Origin of the sequence: Pseudomonas yamanorum (genome assembly GCF_013386765.1) — a bacterium.
Taxonomy (GTDB): Bacteria; Pseudomonadota; Gammaproteobacteria; order Pseudomonadales; family Pseudomonadaceae; genus Aquipseudomonas; species Aquipseudomonas yamanorum_A.
Map to the genome: position 1 here is coordinate 1 of NZ_JACARE010000043.1, position 17,154 is coordinate 17,154.

The window sequence follows — 17,154 nt, forward strand, 5'->3', positions numbered from 1 at the left end:
GCCCTAGCGAGGCGCCGACAGGCGGGGCAGAGCCCTTTGCTTACTTTGGGGCTTTTCCAAAGTGAGTCGCTGTAAGAGCGAAACCATAGGCGGCCGTTACCTAAATAACGGATATACACCCCAAAAGCCTCCGGCAAAAACTTTCCCCCCAGTTAAAAAACTTTCCCAAACCCCTAGACGCCCCGCCCCCATTCCCCTATAAAGCCACTTCAGGAATATTTTATTCCCCACAAGAAACCGCGCTCATGGAACGAGCCAGCTGTCCTCAGACATTTTTTCGCTATGCGATGAGCTGCCGCCATCATCCCGAGGACGTGTCATGCAACACGAAAAAAACCATTTCATCATCAAGGTCACCTGTCCTGCGGTGTCCGGCATCGTCGCAGCCGTGACCACCTACCTGGCAGACAACGCTTGCTACATCGGGGAGATGGCGCAATTCGACGACGACTTCAGCGGCCGCTTCTTCATGCGCGCCGTGTTCCGCTTCAATGACGGCCACCCCGGCGACCTCGAACAGATCAAGGCCGGCTTCGCCGACATCGCCCAGGCCTTCGACATGCAGTGGGAACTGCACGACACCCGCGAACCCATGCGCGTGATGCTGATGGTCAGCAAGTTCGACCACTGCCTCACCGACCTGCTCTACCGCTACCACAAGGGCGAGATGGACATGACCATCACCGCCATCGTCTCCAACCACCTCGACCTGCGGCCCATGGCCGAGCGCGAGGGCATTCGCTTTATCTACCTGCCAGTGGCCAAGGACAACAAAGCCACCCAGGAAGCCGAACTGATGAAGATCGTCGACGACACCCGCACCGAACTGGTGGTGCTGGCGCGCTACATGCAGATCCTGTCCGACGACCTGTGCCGGCAACTGTCGGGGCGAGCGATCAACATTCACCATTCGTTCCTGCCCGGTTTCAAAGGCGCGAAGCCCTACCACCAAGCCTATCAGCGCGGGGTGAAGCTGATCGGGGCCACGGCGCACTACGTCACCAGCGACCTCGATGAAGGCCCGATCATCGAACAGGAAGTCCAGCGCGTAGACCACGTGTACAAGCCTGACGACCTGGTCGCCATCGGCCGTGACACCGAAACCGTCGCCCTGTCCAAGGCGGTCAAGTACCACCTCGAACACCGGGTATTCCTCAACCAGGACAGAACGGTGGTGTTCCGGTGAGTGACCCTAAACTGATCGACGGCAAAGCCGCCGCCGCCCGGGTGCTGCTGCAAGTGCGCGAGGATGTGGCACGCCTGCGTGAGCACGACATTGAACCGGCACTGGCGGTGATCCTGGTGGGCAGCGACCCGGCCAGCCAGGTCTATGTGCGCAACAAGATCCTGCGCGCCGACGAGGTGGGCATTCGCTCACTGGAGCACCGGCTGCCCGGCGACACCAGCACCGAACAGTTGCTGATCCTGATCGGCCAGTTGAATGCCAACCCGGCGATCAACGGGATCCTCCTGCAATTGCCGCTGCCGCCGCAGATGGACGAATTACGCGCCCTGGAAGCCATCGCGCCGGAGAAGGACGTGGACGGCTTCCACAGCCAGAATGTCGGCGGCCTCAGCCAGGGTCGCGCGGTGCTGACGCCTTGCACCCCCAGCGGTTGCCTGTATTTGCTGGAACAAACCCTGGGTGATCTGCAGGGCAAACATGCGGTGGTGATCGGCCGTTCGAACATCGTCGGCAAGCCCATGGCCGCCCTGCTGCTCAAGGCGGATTGCTCGGTCACCGTGCTGCATTCCCGCAGCCAGAACGCACAGGCCTTATGCCGACAAGCCGACATCGTGATCGCCGCCGTTGGTCGCCCGCGCTTGATCGATGCCAGCTGGTTGAAGCCCGGCGCGGTGGTGATCGACGTCGGCATCAACCGCATCGACGACGAGGGCCGCAGCCGTCTGGTGGGCGATGTCGACTTCGACGGTGCCCTGCCCCATGTCGCCGCCATCACCCCGGTGCCCGGCGGTGTCGGCCCGATGACCATTGCCTTCCTGATGAAAAACACCGTGGCCGCAGCCCTTGCGCAACACCACGCCTTACGCAGCCAATCGGAGGCCGTATGCCATTCAATCTATTGAAATACGGACTGAGCTCGGAGTACCCGGTGGAGGTGGACCTGCCACCGCCCAAGGAACTCAAGGCCAGCTACGACGTGGTGATCATCGGTGCCGGCGGCCATGGCCTCGCCACCGCTTACTACCTGGCCAAGTACCACGGCATCACCAACATTGCCGTGCTGGAAAAGTCATACCTGGGCGGCGGCAATACCGCGCGCAATACGGCGGTGATCCGCTCCAATTACCTGACCAGCGAGGGCGTCCGTTTCTATGCTGAGTCGGTGAAGATGTTCCAGTCGCTGTCCAACGAATTCGACTTCAACATCATGTACTCCGAGCGCGGTCAGCTGACCCTCGCGCATACCGATGCCACCGTGCGTTCGTTTCGCCAGCGGGCCGAGGTCAACAAGCACTTTGGCGGGCGTACCGAGATGATCGACCGCCAACAGATCCGCGAGTTGGTGCCCAGCCTCAACCTCGACCCCGGCCACTTGCCGGTGATCGCCGGGCTCTGGCACATCGACGGCGCCACCGCGCGCCATGACGCCGTGGCCTGGGGCTACGCCAAGCAAGCGGCCAAGCGTGGCGTGGAAATCCACCAGCTCACCGAAGTGCAGGACCTGATCATCGAAAACGGCGCGATCACCGCGGTCAAGACCAATCGCGGCACCATCAAATGTGGCTGCGCGGTGCAGGCGATTGCCGGGCACAGTTCGTTGCTGATGGCCAAGGCCGGCATCCGCTCGCCGATCCAGACCTTCCCGCTGCAGGCAATGGTGACCCAGCCGTTCAAGCCGTTCCTCGACCCGCTGGTGAGCTCCTCGGCCCTGCACTGCTACGTGCAGCAAACCAGCCGTGGCGAAGTGGTGTTCGGCGGCGGTTCCGACCCTTATCCGCTGTTCAATACGCGCTCGACCCTGGACCTGAAAGAAAGCCTGCTGGCCCATGCCATCGAGATGTTCCCGTTCCTGGCCAACGCCAGGTTGATGCGCCAATGGGCCGGGATCACCGACATGACGCCCGACTACAGCCCGATCATGGGCCTGTCGCCCGTGAAGAATTACTACCTCGACGCCGGCTGGGGCACCTGGGGGTTCAAGGCCACGCCCATTTGCGGCAAGACCATGGCCGAACTGGTGGCCAGCGGCGGCAAGGTGCCGGAGCTGATCAAACCCTTTGGGCTCGAACGGTTCTCAACCTTCCAGCAAGTCAACGAAATGGGCGCCACGGCGGCCAGTCACTAAGTGGAGAGCGGACTATGAAAATCATGACTTGCCCGCTCAACGGGCCGCGCAATATCAGCGAGTTCACCTACGGCGGCGAGTTCAAGCCGATGCCCGATCCGGTGAACTGCAGCGACGCCGAATGGGCCGACTACGTGTTCAACACCGACAACCTCGCCGGTGTGGTGCGCGAATGGTGGATGCACACGCCATCGAGCTATTGGTTCCTCGCCGAGCGCCACACCGTCACCGACGAGATCCTGCGCACCTTCGATCCCAAGGAACTGTTCAGTGCCCGCGTCGACTTCAACACCGCCAGGGAGATCGCCGGATGAACCGCCTACCCGCCCCCATGGGCTTGCTGATCCAGCGTGATCAGTTGCTCGATTTCAGTTTCGATGGCCAACGCTACCAGGGCTTGCAAGGCGACAGCATCGCCAGCGCACTGTTGGCCAACGGGCGTTTCCTGATCTCCCGTTCGTTCAAATACCACCGCCCCCGCGGCCCGCTGACCATGGCCGGCCAGGACGCCAACAGCCTGGTGCAGTTGCCCCAGGAGCCGAACGTGCTGGCCGACGCCCACGCGCTGTCCGGCGGTTTGCAGGTGAGTGCGCAGAACGTCAACGGCTCGCTGGACCACGACCGGGATGCCTACCTGGGCAAGTTCTCCAAATTCATGCCGGTGGGGTTCTACTACCGTTCGTTCTACAAGCCCAAGGGCATGTGGAAAGTCTGGGAACCGATCATCCGCAAAAAGGCCGGCCTGGGTGTGCTCGACCTGAAATTCCAGCCCGAGTACTACGACAAGGCCTACCTGTTTACCGACCTTGCGGTGATCGGCGCCGGCCCCGCCGGTTTGCAGGCGGCCCTCACCGCCGCGAATGCCGGGGCCAAGGTGTTGCTGATCGAGCAGCAGCCGATCCTGGGCGGCTCGCTGACCTATGCCCGCTTCGATATCGAAGGCACGCGCGCCGACGCCCTGCGCCGCGAGCTGCTCGGCGCAGTGCAGCAACACGCCAATATCCAGGTGCTGACCGAAGCCACCTGCAACGCCTGGTTCACCGACAACTACCTGCCGGTGATCCAGGGCAAGCGGATGTACAAGGTGCGCGCGCGCCAGTGCCTGGTGTGCAGCGGCTCGTTCGACCAGCCGGTGATCTTTCGCAATAACGACCTGCCGGGCGTGATGCTGACCAGTGCCGCACAACGCCTGATGAAACTGTACGCGGTCAAGCCCGGCAAACGTGCCGTGGTGCTGACCGGCAACGATGACGGTTACCTCGCCGCCCTCGACCTGCACGACCAGGGCGTGGACGTGGCCGCCGTGATCGACCTGCGTCACGCCCCCGCCGACCAAGCACTGCCTGGCGCCCTGGCCCAACGCAACATCCGTTGCCTGAACAACAGCACGGTATTCGAGGCTTTGCATGAAAAAGGCATGCGCCATGTGAAGAGCGTCGATGTGCGCCAGATCACTGGCCAGGGCCAGGTCAGCAGCAGTGGGCAACTGATTGACTGCGACCTGCTGTGCATGTCCGCCGGCTATATGCCGGTCTATCAACTGCTGTGCCAGGCCGGCGGCAAGCTGGCTTATGACGACCAGCGTGCGGCGTTCAGCCTCAGCGGTTTGCCCCATAACCTGAATGTGGCGGGTTCCGTCCACGGTCGGCACCAGTTGGACAACGTGCTGGTGGACGCGACCAATGCCGCGGCCAACAGCGTGCTCGCCCTCGGCTTGAGTGCCGCCAGCCCTCAGTTGCCGTTGCACAGCGAAGCCCAGGTGAATTTCAACTGGCCGATCTTCCCGCACCCCAAAGGCAAGGATTTCGTCGACTTCGACGAAGACCTGCAAGTGGCGGATATCGTCAACGCGACCCGCATCGGCTACCGCGACGTGCAGTTGGTCAAACGCTACTCCACCGTGGGCATGGGCCCGTCCCAGGGGCGTCACTCGGCGCTGCCGACGGCGCGGCTGGTGGCTTGGGCGACCCAGCGCAATATCAGTGAAACCGGGGTCACCACGGCGCGGCCGCCATTCGTGGCGGAGAAACTGGCGCATGTCGCCGGGCGCGCTTTCGACCCATACCGGCAAACGCCGATGCATGCCCGGCATGTGCAGGCCGGGGCGAAAATGATGCCCGCCGGCATCTGGCAACGCCCGGCGTATTACGGCAAGCCGCAGGATCGCGAGGCGTGCATGCAGGCCGAAGCCCTGCAGGTGCGCAACAAGGTCGGCCTGATCGATGTCTCGACCCTGGGCGGCCTGGATGTGCGCGGCCCGGACGCCGCCGAATTGCTCAACCGGATGTACACCTTCGCGTTTCTCAAGCAGCCGGTGGGCCGGTCGCGCTATGCGCTGATGACCAATGAGCATGGGGTGGTGATCGACGACGGTGTGTGCGCAAGGCTGGGCGACAACCACTTCTACGTCACCGCGACCACCAGCGGCGTCGACCGGATCTACCAGCAGATGCTCAAGTGGAATGCACAATGGCGCCTGGACGTGGACGTGGCCAACGTCACCGCCGCGATCTGCGCGGTGAACGTGGCCGGGCCGGATTCGCGCAAGGTGCTGGAGCAAGTCTGCAGCGACCTCGACCTCAGCGCCGAAGGCTTCCCCTACCTGGGCGTGCGCCAGGGCACAGTGGCCGGGATCAAGGCCCGGTTGCTGCGGGTCGGTTTTGTCGGCGAACTGGGTTACGAAATCCACGTGCCTGCGCGCCACGGCCTGGCGTTGTGGGATGCCTTGATGACGGCCGGCAAGGCCTTTGACATTCGCCCCTTTGGCGTCGAAACCCAGCGCCTGCTGCGCCTGGAAAAAGGCCACGTGATCATCAGCCAGGACACTGACGGCATGACCCACCCGGCAGAAATCGACATGGGCTGGGCAGTCAGCCGCAACAAGCCGTTCTTCGTCGGCCGGCGCTCGGTAGACATCCTTGAAGCCCAGCCGCTGAAACGCAAACTGGTGGGTTTCACCTTGCCCAAGGGCAGCGTGCAACCGCTGGAAGGCCACCTGGTGCTCAACGGCCCGGACATCAGCGGCAACGTCACCTCCTGCGAGTACTCCACCACCCTGGGCAAAATAATCGGCCTGGCCTACGCCGGTATCGACCAGAGCACGCCGGGGCAGCGGATTGCGATTCGCGTCGAGGGCGGCATTGTCGTCCAGGCCGAGGTCGTGCCATTGCCCTTTTTCGACCCCACCAACCAACGCCAGGAGGGTTAAGCCATGACCAGTCTGAAAGCCCACGAGATGCTCACGCCGGCGTGCCGCCTGGTGGACCAGACCGACCTGCCCCGGGTTGGTTTTCGCGGCGCGCAGAGCGCCGAGTACCTTACGGCGCGCGGCTTCACGTTGCCGGGCGCGCCCAACCAGGCCTGCGCGCAAGCGGATGGCAGTTGGGTGGTACGCCTGTCGCAGAACGAATACCTGGTGCTGGGCAGCCCGCAGGATCAGGGGCAGCGGATTGCCGATGAAGAAGCGCGTTGGGAACTGGACCACCGCGCCAATTACCTGCTGCCGCGCCAGGACAGCCATGCCTGCGTATGGCTCAGCGGCGATGTGATTGCCCAGGTGATGGCGAAGCTCTGTGGTGTCGACCTCAGCGCTGCCGCCTTCAAGCCCGGGGCGGTGGCGCAGACATCGGTGGCGCGGGTGAATGCGATTGTCATCCACACAGGGAGTGTGGAGGTGCCGGCGTTTCATATCCTGTGGGATCGCGCCTCGAAGGAGTACTTCGATGGCGCGTTGCGGGATGCGTTGCAGGAGTTCGGCGGGGTGGCTCAGTCGGTGTAGCCCAACCGTGCCGCCCTGACCTTTTGGCTGCGTTGACGTGTCGCCAGGCAGTAATACAACGGGCACGTCACCACCAACCCCACCAGCCACGACAGGTCTGCGCCTTCCACCAGGTTGGCGTAGGGCCCCACATACAGCGACGTATTGGCAAACGGCAGTTGCACGATGATGCCGATGAAATACGCCACGATCGCGTGCAGGTTAAAGCGCCCGTAAATCCCGCCGTCCGCCTGGAAGATCGAGGCAATGTCGTAGACGCCGCGCTTGATGACATAGAAGTCAATCAGGTTGATCGATGCCCACGGCACCAGCACGATCAACAGCGCCAGAATCAACCCGATGAATTGCGAGATAAAGTCCGCTGACGCGCCCAATGCAACCACACAGCATCCGGCGAGCACCACTGCCGACAACACCACCCGCACCTTGATGCTGGGTGTCCACTGGCTGGCAAAGGTCTGTATCGAAGTAATGATCGACAGCACCGCGCCGTACAGATTCAGCGCGTTGTGGCTGATGATATTGAGCAGGAACAACACCATCAGGATCGGCCCCAGCCAGCCTGTGGCCTGCTTGACCGCGACCATCGCTTCGGTGCCTTCAGGGGTTGCCAGGGCGGCGACCAAGCCAAAGGAGAACGACAAAATGGTGCCAAGGGTGGCGCCCAGGTAGGTGGCGACAAAGGGTCGGGTGATGCCGATATCCACCGGCAGGTAGCGCGAATAATCGCTGGTGTAGGGGGAGAAGCTGATCTGCCAGATCACCCCCAGCGACACCGTTGCCAACCAGCCGGCCAGGTTGAAGCCGCCACGGGTGAGGAAGTCGGCCGGCAGGTCATGGGCAAAAATGTAGAGGAAGCCCGCCAGCAATGCGCTGCCCATCACCCAGGTGCCGATGCGGTTCAGGGTATGGATAAAGCGATAGCCGATGACGCCAATGGCCGTGGCGCTGAGCGCGCCGATCAGGATGCTGGCCGGCACCGGTACCGACGGCACGATGCCGACGATGGATTTGCCAGCCAGCACGATGTTGGAGATGAAGAAGCCGATGTAGATCAGGGCCGCGAAGAACACGATCAGCAGCGCGCCGTAACGGCCGAACTGGCCCCGGCTCTGCACCATCTGCGGGATGCCCATGCGCGGGCCCTGGGCCGAGGCGAGGGCAATCACGATGCCGCCGAGCATGTGCCCGAGGGCAATCGCCAGCAGCCCCCACACCAGGTTGAGATGGAACACCTGGGCCACCATGGCGCCGGTGACGATGGGCAGCGGTGCAATGTTGGTGCTGAACCATAAGGTGAACAGGTCGCGGGCCTTTCCATGGCGCTCCGCGAGGGGGACGTAATCGACCGTGTGATTCTCGATCAGGGGATCTTGCCGGGACATCTGGGGCATGGAAATGAACTCGCGTTTGTCTGATCTTATAGTTGTTTGACGCCAAACCGGGGGAGCTCTCTGGCCGCCCCTCAGATGAACACCATATTATGGTATTCCAACATTTTCACAAGACTGATCCGTAGTCTCAAGCTGCATCTGATCCGTAATTGTGCCACATGCCCTCTCGCGCTTTCGCGCCTTAACCCCCGTATTTATTGGTTATAAGACCAAAGGCTGACGTTGGTCGGCGGCTTGAAAAAGCCCTTGATTAGATTGTATTACGGTATACCATCAGACCTACAAATCCATAAAATCCGCTTCACCGCCAGAGGACCGTCCCATGATCGATGCCGCCATCTACAAACAAGTGATGGGTTCGTTTCCGTCCGGGGTCACCGTGATCACCACGCTCGATGACGACGGGCAAATTGTCGGGTTGACCGCCAGTGCCTTCAGCTCGTTGTCCATGGACCCGGCCCTGGTGCTGTTCTGCCCCAACTACAGCTCCGACTCCTACCCCGTGCTGATCAAGAACAAACGCTTTGCCATCCATGTGCTGTCCGGTGGGCAGCAGAGCGAAGCCTATGCCTTCGCGCGCAAGGGCAAAGACAAGGCGCAGGGTATCGAGTGGACCTTGAGCGAGCTGGGCAACCCGATCCTCGCCAATGCCACGGCGGTGATCGAATGCGAGTTGTGGCGCGAATATGAAGGCGGCGACCACGCCATCATGGTCGGTTCGGTGAAGAACCTGATCGTGCCCCAGCAGAACGCCGGGCCACTGGTGTATTGCCACGGCAAGATGGGCGCCCTGCCCGTCATTGCCTGATCGTTGCGCTGGCAGGCGCCCGGCAGGCCGGGCGCCCATCGGTCATGTGCGAAAACGGCTGACCAACTGATTCAACGTCTGCGACAACGCCGTCAACTGCTGCGCATCCTGGCGCGTGGAATCGGCCAGGCTCGCCACCAACTGCGCATCCCCGTGAATCTGGCTGATATGCCGATTGATGTCTTCCGCCACCTGGTGCTGCTCTTCGGCGGCCGTGGCGATTTGCGTATTCATGTCGCGGATCACGTCCACCGACTCGCGAATCAAGCCGAAGCTGGCCCGTGCATCGTTGATCGACACCACCGTTTCCTGGGACACCTCCAGGCTGGCATGCATCTGCTTGCCCATCTGATGGGTGCGCCGCGCCAGGTTGCCCAGCAGCCCGTCGATCTCGCCGGTGGAGTCTGAGGTGCGCTTGGCCAAGGCCCGTACCTCGTCCGCCACCACGGCAAATCCACGGCCCTGCTCACCGGCCCGTGCGGCCTCGATGGCGGCGTTCAACGCCAGCAGGTTGGTCTGCTCGGCGATGGAGCGGATGGTGCCGAGGATCGACTGGATGTCGTTGCTGTCTTTTTCCAGCTGCTCCATGGACTGCGCGCAATGGCCGACTTCTTCGCTCAGGCGCCCGACGCTGCTTACCGCCGCGTCGATCTGCTGCTGGCCGGTGTGCGCCTGGCGCTGGCCGTTGTCGGCCGAGTCCGCGGCCTGGCTGCAGGAACGCGCGACTTCGTTGGAGGTGGCGACCATTTCGTGAAACGCCGTGGAGACCATGTCCACCGCTTCGCGCTGGCGTTCGGCGACCTCGGCCATTTCCACCGAGACTTCGGTGGCACTGCCGGAGCTGCTGTGGATCTGTGCGGCCGCCTGGCCAATGCGCTGGATCAGTGTGCGGATGGCTTCAAGGAACTGGTTGAACCAGCCGGCGAGCTGCGCCGTCTCGTCGCGCCCTTTGACGGGCAGGCGCGCCGTCAGGTCGCCTTCGCCCTGGGCGATGCCTTCCAGCCCGCTGGCCACGCCGCGAATCGGCTTGACGATCAGCCCGGCAAACCAGGCGCCCACCACCGCAAACAACACCGCGCACACCAGCGCGATGGCCGCAATCAGCCAGGTGAGCCGCGCTGCGCCGGCCATCACTTCACTTTCCCGCACCACCCCGACAAACCGCCAGCCCAACGCCTTGGACGGCCAGACAAACGCCATGTAGCGTTCCCCGGCCAACTCGACCTGCACCAGGCCCTGGCCGGCCTCGCTCAGCTGCCGGTAACCGTCGCCCAACTCGCCGAGCTTCTTGAAGTTGTGGGACGGGTCATTCGGGTCCACCAGCACTGTGTTATTGGCTTCCATCAACATCAGGTAGCCGCTGTCACCCAGCTTGATCTGTTTGACCAGGTCGGTCAGTTGCTTGAGGGAAACGTCAATGTTCACCACCCCGCTCGCCTTGCCCTGGCGGTCGTTGAAGCTTTGCACCGTGCTGACCAGCACCACGTCATCGGCGGCCCAGTAATAGGCCTCGGTGCGCAGGGTCTTGCCGGGTTGCGCCATGGCCGTCTTGTACCAGGGCCGGGTGCGCGGGTCGTAGCTTGCGAGTTTGGGATCGCCCGGCCAGAACACATAACCGCCGTCTTCGGTACCCAATGACAAGTAGGTGTAGGCCCCATGACTCTTGGCCAACCCCTCGAACAGCTTGAACAACTGCTGGTCACGCTCACCGGGCGCGACCTGGGCGGCATCGCTGGCCAGGTAGCGTTTCACGTCGCCATTGATGCCCTGCAACTGCGGGTGCGCCGCCAGGTAGGCGACGTTCTGACTGATGCCTTCGAAAAACAGCTGCATGGCGTTGTCGACCTGGCGAATCTCACGTTCGCTGCCGTCGATAAAGCCGTCCCGTGCCTCATGGCGCACGTTGAGGATGATCATCACCGCCACCAGAATAACCGGCAGGCTGGCGATCACCGCAAACGCCAGGATCAATTTTTGTTTTATGTTCATCGAGCTCGCTTTCCTTGTGAGGTAAGTGTGCGACCGTTGGAGAGAAAAGTTTTGCGGATATTCCGTATTATGGTATACCAACAATCAATCCGCCGAACAGCCGTCATCACTGGCACGCTTCACATTGGCGAGAGCACTTAAGGGCCCGCAGTCGACAGGCCGATCACAATAGATCCGAGGTAAGCGTCATGAAATTTTCCCTGTTCGTGCACATGGAACGCTGGGATGAAAGTGTCAGCCATCGCCAGTTGTTCGAAGACTTGACCGAACTGACCCTGATGGCCGAAGCCGGTGGTTTCAGCACAGTCTGGATTGGCGAACACCACGCCATGGAATACACCATCTCGCCCAGCCCGATGCCGCTGCTGGCTTACCTCGCAGCCAAGACCAGCACCATTCACCTGGGCGCGGGCACGATCATCGCGCCGTTCTGGCACCCGCTGCGGGTGGCAGGCGAATGCGCGCTGCTCGATGTGATCAGCAACGGGCGCATGGAAGTCGGCCTGGCCCGTGGTGCCTACCAGGTCGAGTTCGACCGCATGGCCGGCGGCATGCCCGCCTCCAGCGGCGGCCAGGCCCTGCGCGAGATGGTGCCGGTGGTGCGTGCGTTGTGGAAAGGCGACTACGCCCACGACGGTGACATCTGGAAATTCCCCACCTCCACCAGCGTGCCCAAGCCCATCCAGCAGCCCAACCCGCCGATGTGGATTGCCGCTCGCGACCCCGACTCCCACAACTTTGCGGTGGCCAACGGCTGCAACGTGATGGTCACCCCCTTGATGAAGGGCGACGAAGAAGTCCTCGACCTGAAGAACAAGTTCCAGGCCGCGCTGGACAACAACCCGGACGTACCGCGCCCGCAACTGATGGTGCTGCGCCACACCCACGTGCACGCCGTGGACGACCCTGAAGGCTGGAAAGTCGGGGCCAAGGCCATCGCCCGGTTTTATCGCACCTTCGATGCCTGGTTCGGCAACAAGACCGTACCGGTCAACGGCTTCCTCGACCCGAGCCCGGAAGAAAAATTCGCCGGCCGCCCGGAGTTTGAACTGGAGAGCCTGCACAAGACCGCGATGATTGGCACGCCGGAAGAGATCATCCCGCGCATCCAGTATTACCAGTCCCTGGGGGTCGACGAGTTCAGCTTCTGGTGTGACAACAGCCTGCCCCACGCAGAGAAGAAAAAATCCCTTGAGCTGTTTATCAAGCACGTGGTGCCGGCATTTCGCTGAGGTCAATCCCTGAGCCGCACACCGCGCCGACAAAAAAAACGCCACTCAATGAGTGGCGTTTTTCATCCCCTGCTGGACGTCAAGACCAAGGCCCGGCTCGAAGCGCTACCCCACCCAACTGATCGCAGTCTTTGGAATCACCTCGGACTCATCCAGCTTGGAAGCAAACATGCTCACGGCCTCGACCGCGTCGCTGGTGCCATTGCGAATCTGCAAAATCACCGAGCCGGCTTGATCGGCCAGGGTAACGCCGCGCTGCGCGCCTTCCTGGGTGGCATTCATGCTGACGACGGCGTCGCGTGTCTCGGCGAGTATCTTGCTGATCATCTCGGAAATTTCCGCCGTCGAACGACTGGTGCGCCCCGCCAGTTGCCTGACCTCGTCGGCAACGACTGCAAACCCGCGCCCTTGATCCCCCGCGCGGGCCGCCTCGATGGCCGCGTTGAGTGCCAGCAGGTTGGTCTGGTCGGCGATCCCGCGAATGGTGTTGACGATCGCCGTGATCTGCTCGGAGCGATCGCCCAGTTGCCCCACCAATCGCGCGGACGCACCGATATTGTCGGCAATTCGGCGCATCTCGCTGGCCGTCTCTTGAATGACCTGAGTGCCCTGCTCGGCGAACTTCTCCGTCTCGGCAGAGATATGGTAAGCCCGAGAGGCTCCGCGGGAATCGGCCTCGAATTTCTCGACCCGCTCGGTGATATCGCTGGCGAACTTGACGATTTTGGTTAACTTGCCGTCGGCGTCATAGACCGGGTTATAGCTTGCCTCCAGCCACACGACGCGGCCGTGCTTGCCGAGGCGCTTGAATTGCCCGCTGAAAAACTCACCCGCATTCAGGCGACGCCAGAAGTCCGTGTACTCACTGCTGTTAACAAGGCCGGGTTCGCAAAACAGGCGGTGATGCTTGCCCTGAAGTTCCGCCATCCCATACCCATCACATTCAGAAAGTTTTCGTTGGCAACCAATACATTGCCGCTCAGGTCGAATTCGATCACCGCCATGGCCCGGTCCAGCGCCACGAGCTTGCTGCGGGTAGCGGCCTCCTGCGCCACCTTGTCGGTGACGACAAGCGCGTACTTGACGATCCTCAACACCTGGCCACGCTCGTCCAGCACCGGGTTGTAACTGGCCTCCAGCCAGACCGTCTGCCCCTCTTTGTTGACCCGCTGAAACGTGCCGGAGACGAACTTGCCGGCCCGAAGCTCTGCCCAGAACTGGCTGTACGCCGCGCTGTTCGTCAACGCCGGCAAACAAAAGTCCCGGTGTGACTTTGCGCTCCATTCATCCGCGCGATACCCCAACGCCTGCAAGAAATTTTCGTTGGCGCGAAGCACCTTGCCGTTCAAGTCGAACTCGACCACGGCCATCGAGCGCTCAAGTGCAGCCATCAGTCCTTTGTACCCTGCAACATCGGCCGTCCTGGCCGCCAGTTCCGTTTTTAACGTTTTATTGAACATGACGTACCCCTTCAGAGCAGTGGACTCTAAAGGCGCTATCGGCTGTCAGGCACGGAACTGAACGCAGCTCGCTGAATTTTCATTTGACGTCAATTTAACGACTGAAGCACCGATGTTAAAATATGTTATTTGAAAAAATAACTTCACATAATCTGATCACTGGTGGATTATCAGCCGTACACGCAACACACCCTGACCACAGAACAGGAACCCCCATGAATAATAAAAACGTAGGCGTTATCGGACTTGGCGCGATGGGCCTGGGCATCGCCCGCTCGTTGCTGCGCAACGGCTTCAATGTGCATGCCTGTGACGTGCGCGAAGCCGTCACCCAACAGTTCGCCAGCGAAGGCGGCGTGGCCTGCAGTTCACCGGCCCATATGGCAGGTGAATGCGATGTGATCATCACCGTGGTGGTGAATGCCGAACAGACCGAGACCGTGTTGTTTGGCGAGCACTCAGCGGCCGCTGCATTGCGCCCGGGAAGCCTGGTGATTGGCTGCGCCACGGTGGCACCGACCTACGCCGTGGAGCTGGGCAAGCGCCTGGCCGACGCCGGGTTGCTGTACCTCGACGCCCCTATCTCCGGGGGGGCCGCCAAGGCCGCCGCCGGCGAAATGACCATGATGACTTCCGGCCCGGCCCAGGCCTATGCCAAGGCTGACCACGTTCTCGCGGGCATGGCCGGCAAGGTCTATCGCCTGGGCGACGTGCATGGCCTGGGCTCCAAGGTCAAGATCATCAACCAGTTGCTGGCGGGCGTGCACATTGCCGCCTCCGCCGAAGCGATGGCGCTGGGGCTGCGCGAAGGGGTCGACGCCGATGCCTTGTATGAAGTGATCACCCACAGCGCCGGCAACTCCTGGATGTTCGAGAACCGCGTGCCGCACATTCTCAAGGCCGATTACACGCCGTTGTCCGCCGTGGATATTTTCGTCAAGGACCTGGGCCTGGTGCTGGATACCGCACGGGCCAGCAAGTTCCCGCTGCCGCTGTCGGCCACCGCACACCAGATGTTCATGCAGGCCTCCAGCGCGGGGTTCGGGCGTGAAGACGATTCGGCGGTGATCAAGATTTTCCCGGGCATCGAACTGCCGACCGCCAAGCCTGACTCCGTATAAGGACCGCTCCATGAACCGACCTGCCGCACGCCCCTTGCTGGGCTGCATCGCCGACGATTTCACCGGGGCCACCGACCTCGCCAACATGCTGGTGCGCGGCGGAATGCGCACCGTGCAGAGCATTGGCATCCCGAGCGACGAAGTCGCGGCCGGGCTGGACGCCGATGCCATCGTCATTGCCCTGAAATCCCGCACCCTGCCGGTTGCCGAGGCCGTCGCCGACTCCTTGGCGGCCCTGGAATGGCTGCGCGCACAGGGTTGCGAGCAGATTTTCTTCAAGTACTGCTCCACGTTCGATTCGACGCCCGCCGGCAATATCGGCCAGGTCAGCGAAGCGCTGCTCAAGGCGTTGGGCAGTGACTTCACCCTCGCCTGCCCGGCGTTTCCGGAAAACGGTCGGACGATTTTCCGCGGCCATCTGTTCGTGCAAGACCAGTTACTCAACGAGTCGGGCATGCAGCACCATCCGCTCACCCCCATGACCGATGCCAACCTGGTGCGCGTGCTGCAATCGCAAACCTCACACAAGGTCGGCCTGCTGCGCTACGACAGCATCGCCCAGGGCGTGTCGCAGGTTCGCGAGAAGATCGCCGAGCTGCGCGCCCAGGGTGTCGGCATGGCGGTTGCCGATGCCCTGTCCGACCAGGACCTTTATACCCTCGGCGCTGCCTGCGCCGACTTGCCCCTGTTGACCGGCGGCTCGGGCCTAGCCCTGGGGCTTCCGGAAAACTTCCGCCGTGCCGGCAAGCTGCGCGACTTCGATCCGGCCTCGCTGCCAACCGTGAAAGGCGGCGAAGTGGTGCTGGCTGGCAGTGCGTCGATCGCCACCAACGGCCAGGTTGCCGCCTGGATCGAGGCCGGGCGTCCGGCGCTGCGCATCGACCCGCTGGCCCTGGCGGCCGCAGAGCCGGTGGTGGCAAACGCCGTGGCCTTTGCGCGCAACCAACCACACACCGTATTGATCTACGCCACCAGCACCCCGGACGAGGTCAAGGCCGTCCAGCAACAACTGGGCGTCGAGCGGGCCGGTGAGCTGGTAGAGAACGCCCTGGGCGCCATCGCCCACGCCCTTCGCGACAGCGGCGTGCGGCGCTTTGTGGTGGCCGGCGGTGAAACCTCCGGTGCCGTGGTGAAAGCCCTCGGCGTACACCTGTTGCAGATTGGCGCACAGATCGACCCCGGCGTACCGGCCACCGTCAGCAACAGCGCCGAGCCGCTGGCGCTGGCCCTCAAGTCCGGCAACTTCGGCGGCCGGGACTTTTTCGACAAGGCCCTGAAGCAACTGGCCGGAGGTGCGCAATGAGTCGCGAAAACGCTCTGCGCGAGGAGATTTGTACGGTCGGGCACAGCCTCTACCAGCGCGGGTTTACCGTGGGCAGCGCCGGCAATATCAGCGCCCGGCTCGATGACGGCTGGCTGATCACCCCCACCGACGCCTGCCTTGGGCGCCTGGACCCGGCGGCGATCGCCAAGGTCGATCTGACGGGCAAATGGGTCTCGGGTGACAAGCCCTCGAAGACCCTGGCCCTGCATCGCCAGGTCTACGATCGCAACCCCGGGGTCGGTGGCGTGGTGCATACCCACTCCACCCACCTGGTGGCACTGACGCTTGCCGGCGTGTGGAGCCAGGACGACATCCTGCCGCCGCTGACGCCGTATCAAGTGATGAAGGTCGGTCATATCCCGCTGATCAACTATCAACGCCCTGGCGCACCCAATGTCGCCGAACAGGTGGCGCAGCTCGCCAACCGCGTGCGTGGCGTGATGCTCGAGCGCCTGGGGCCGGTGGTCTGGGAAAGCTCCGTGTCCAGGGCCAGCTATGCCCTCGAAGAACTCGAAGAAACCGCACGGCTTTGGCTGATGAGCAACCCGCGCCCGGCGCCACTGGACCAGGCCGCCCTGGACGAACTGCGGGAGACGTTCGGCGCCCAGTGGTAGGCCCCGGGATTTACCCGCAACCCCCTTGATGCACGCCTTCGCGACGAGAGGCAGCCAAGCTGTCGCGACAACGTGCCTGAACAATAAAAACAACAGGACATTCCAGCATGACCCAGCCCTACT

At 62.5% G+C, this 17,154-nt stretch carries 15 protein-coding genes and 2 pseudogenes; 11 read left to right on the forward strand and 6 right to left on the reverse strand.

The window, feature by feature from the left end; translation table 11 throughout:
• The first annotated feature begins 319 nt into the window (after positions 1 to 319).
• From purU to HX875_RS27305, 6 genes are read left to right on the forward strand one after another with little or no spacing between them, the layout of a single operon-like run.
• Positions 320 to 1,186: a formyltetrahydrofolate deformylase gene (purU, locus tag HX875_RS27280; RefSeq protein WP_177047423.1), complete on the forward strand. Its 867-nt coding sequence runs from the start codon at positions 320 to 322 to the stop codon at positions 1,184 to 1,186.
• The gene (gene folD / locus HX875_RS27285) at positions 1,183 to 2,088 is read left to right on the forward strand and encodes a bifunctional methylenetetrahydrofolate dehydrogenase/methenyltetrahydrofolate cyclohydrolase FolD (RefSeq protein ID WP_177047425.1); all 906 of its coding nucleotides are present in this window, start codon (positions 1,183 to 1,185) and stop codon (positions 2,086 to 2,088) included. The genes purU and folD overlap by 4 nt, the downstream gene beginning before the upstream one ends.
• Complete coding sequence (locus HX875_RS27290; protein WP_177047427.1) at positions 2,070 to 3,311, forward strand: FAD-dependent oxidoreductase; 1,242 nt, start codon at positions 2,070 to 2,072, stop codon at positions 3,309 to 3,311. The genes folD and HX875_RS27290 overlap by 19 nt, the downstream gene beginning before the upstream one ends.
• Positions 3,312 to 3,325: 14 nt before the next feature.
• Entirely contained in the window at positions 3,326 to 3,625 is a 300-nt protein-coding gene (locus HX875_RS27295) for a sarcosine oxidase subunit delta (RefSeq protein ID WP_177047429.1), read from the forward strand.
• Positions 3,622 to 6,519 carry a 2Fe-2S iron-sulfur cluster-binding protein gene (locus HX875_RS27300; RefSeq protein WP_177047431.1) on the forward strand — a complete coding sequence of 966 codons (2,898 nt, stop codon included), beginning with the start codon at positions 3,622 to 3,624 and terminating at the stop codon, positions 6,517 to 6,519. Before HX875_RS27295 ends, HX875_RS27300 begins: the two co-directional genes overlap by 4 nt.
• 3 nt (positions 6,520 to 6,522) lie before the next feature.
• Entirely contained in the window at positions 6,523 to 7,089 is a 567-nt protein-coding gene (locus HX875_RS27305; RefSeq protein ID WP_177047433.1) for a sarcosine oxidase subunit gamma, read from the forward strand.
• Here the strand turns inward: HX875_RS27305 and HX875_RS27310 are convergent.
• A complete protein-coding gene (locus tag HX875_RS27310) occupies positions 7,077 to 8,483 on the reverse strand; it encodes a purine-cytosine permease family protein (protein ID WP_177047435.1) in 1,407 nt (468 codons plus the stop codon). The genes HX875_RS27305 and HX875_RS27310 overlap by 13 nt on opposite strands.
• A 322-nt stretch (positions 8,484 to 8,805) precedes the next feature.
• Here HX875_RS27310 and HX875_RS27315 point away from each other — a divergent pair, with 322 nt between their 5' ends.
• Positions 8,806 to 9,291 (forward strand): flavin reductase family protein, encoded by a 486-nt coding sequence (locus HX875_RS27315; protein WP_177047437.1) that lies wholly within the window; start codon positions 8,806 to 8,808, stop codon positions 9,289 to 9,291.
• A gap of 42 nt (positions 9,292 to 9,333) precedes the next feature.
• Here the strand turns inward: HX875_RS27315 and HX875_RS33255 are convergent, their stop codons facing one another.
• Both HX875_RS33255 and HX875_RS33260 read right to left on the reverse strand, forming a co-directional pair.
• On the reverse strand, positions 9,334 to 10,101 hold the full coding sequence (locus tag HX875_RS33255; protein ID WP_371131990.1) for a methyl-accepting chemotaxis protein: 768 nt from the start codon (positions 10,099 to 10,101) through the stop codon (positions 9,334 to 9,336).
• Positions 10,102 to 10,191: 90 nt separating this feature from the next.
• A pseudogene (locus HX875_RS33260) lies at positions 10,192 to 11,280 on the reverse strand (cache domain-containing protein); the annotation flags it as partial.
• A 188-nt stretch (positions 11,281 to 11,468) separates the two neighbouring features.
• Here HX875_RS33260 and HX875_RS27325 point away from each other — a divergent pair.
• On the forward strand, positions 11,469 to 12,512 hold the full coding sequence (locus HX875_RS27325) for an LLM class flavin-dependent oxidoreductase (protein ID WP_177047441.1): 1,044 nt from the start codon (positions 11,469 to 11,471) through the stop codon (positions 12,510 to 12,512).
• Positions 12,513 to 12,617: 105 nt separating this feature from the next.
• On the opposite strand, the gene HX875_RS33265 is transcribed toward HX875_RS27325, so the two are convergent.
• From HX875_RS33265 to HX875_RS33275, 3 genes and pseudogenes are all read right to left on the reverse strand, one after another.
• On the reverse strand, positions 12,618 to 13,235 hold the full coding sequence (locus tag HX875_RS33265; RefSeq protein WP_371131991.1) for a methyl-accepting chemotaxis protein: 618 nt from the start codon (positions 13,233 to 13,235) through the stop codon (positions 12,618 to 12,620).
• A 21-nt stretch (positions 13,236 to 13,256) separates the two neighbouring features.
• Positions 13,257 to 13,409: pseudogene (locus HX875_RS33270) on the reverse strand (PAS domain-containing protein); the annotation flags it as partial.
• On the reverse strand, positions 13,349 to 13,972 hold the full coding sequence (locus HX875_RS33275; protein WP_256348183.1) for a PAS domain-containing protein: 624 nt from the start codon (positions 13,970 to 13,972) through the stop codon (positions 13,349 to 13,351). The pseudogene HX875_RS33270 and the gene HX875_RS33275, both read right to left, overlap by 61 nt.
• A 122-nt stretch (positions 13,973 to 14,094) precedes the next feature.
• On the opposite strand from HX875_RS33275, the gene ltnD reads away from it, so the two are divergent.
• The 3 genes from ltnD to otnC are packed head-to-tail and all read left to right on the forward strand — an operon-like array spanning position 14,095 to position 17,031.
• Entirely contained in the window at positions 14,095 to 15,093 is a 999-nt protein-coding gene (gene ltnD, locus HX875_RS27335; RefSeq protein WP_256348184.1) for an L-threonate dehydrogenase, read from the forward strand.
• Between the two features lie 10 nt (positions 15,094 to 15,103).
• Positions 15,104 to 16,396: a 3-oxo-tetronate kinase gene (gene otnK / locus HX875_RS27340; protein ID WP_177047444.1), complete on the forward strand. Its 1,293-nt coding sequence runs from the start codon at positions 15,104 to 15,106 to the stop codon at positions 16,394 to 16,396.
• Positions 16,393 to 17,031, forward strand: coding sequence for a 3-oxo-tetronate 4-phosphate decarboxylase (otnC, locus tag HX875_RS27345; RefSeq protein ID WP_177047445.1), 639 nt, complete (start codon positions 16,393 to 16,395; stop codon positions 17,029 to 17,031). Before otnK ends, otnC begins: the two co-directional genes overlap by 4 nt.
• Positions 17,032 to 17,154: the final 123 nt, after the last annotated feature.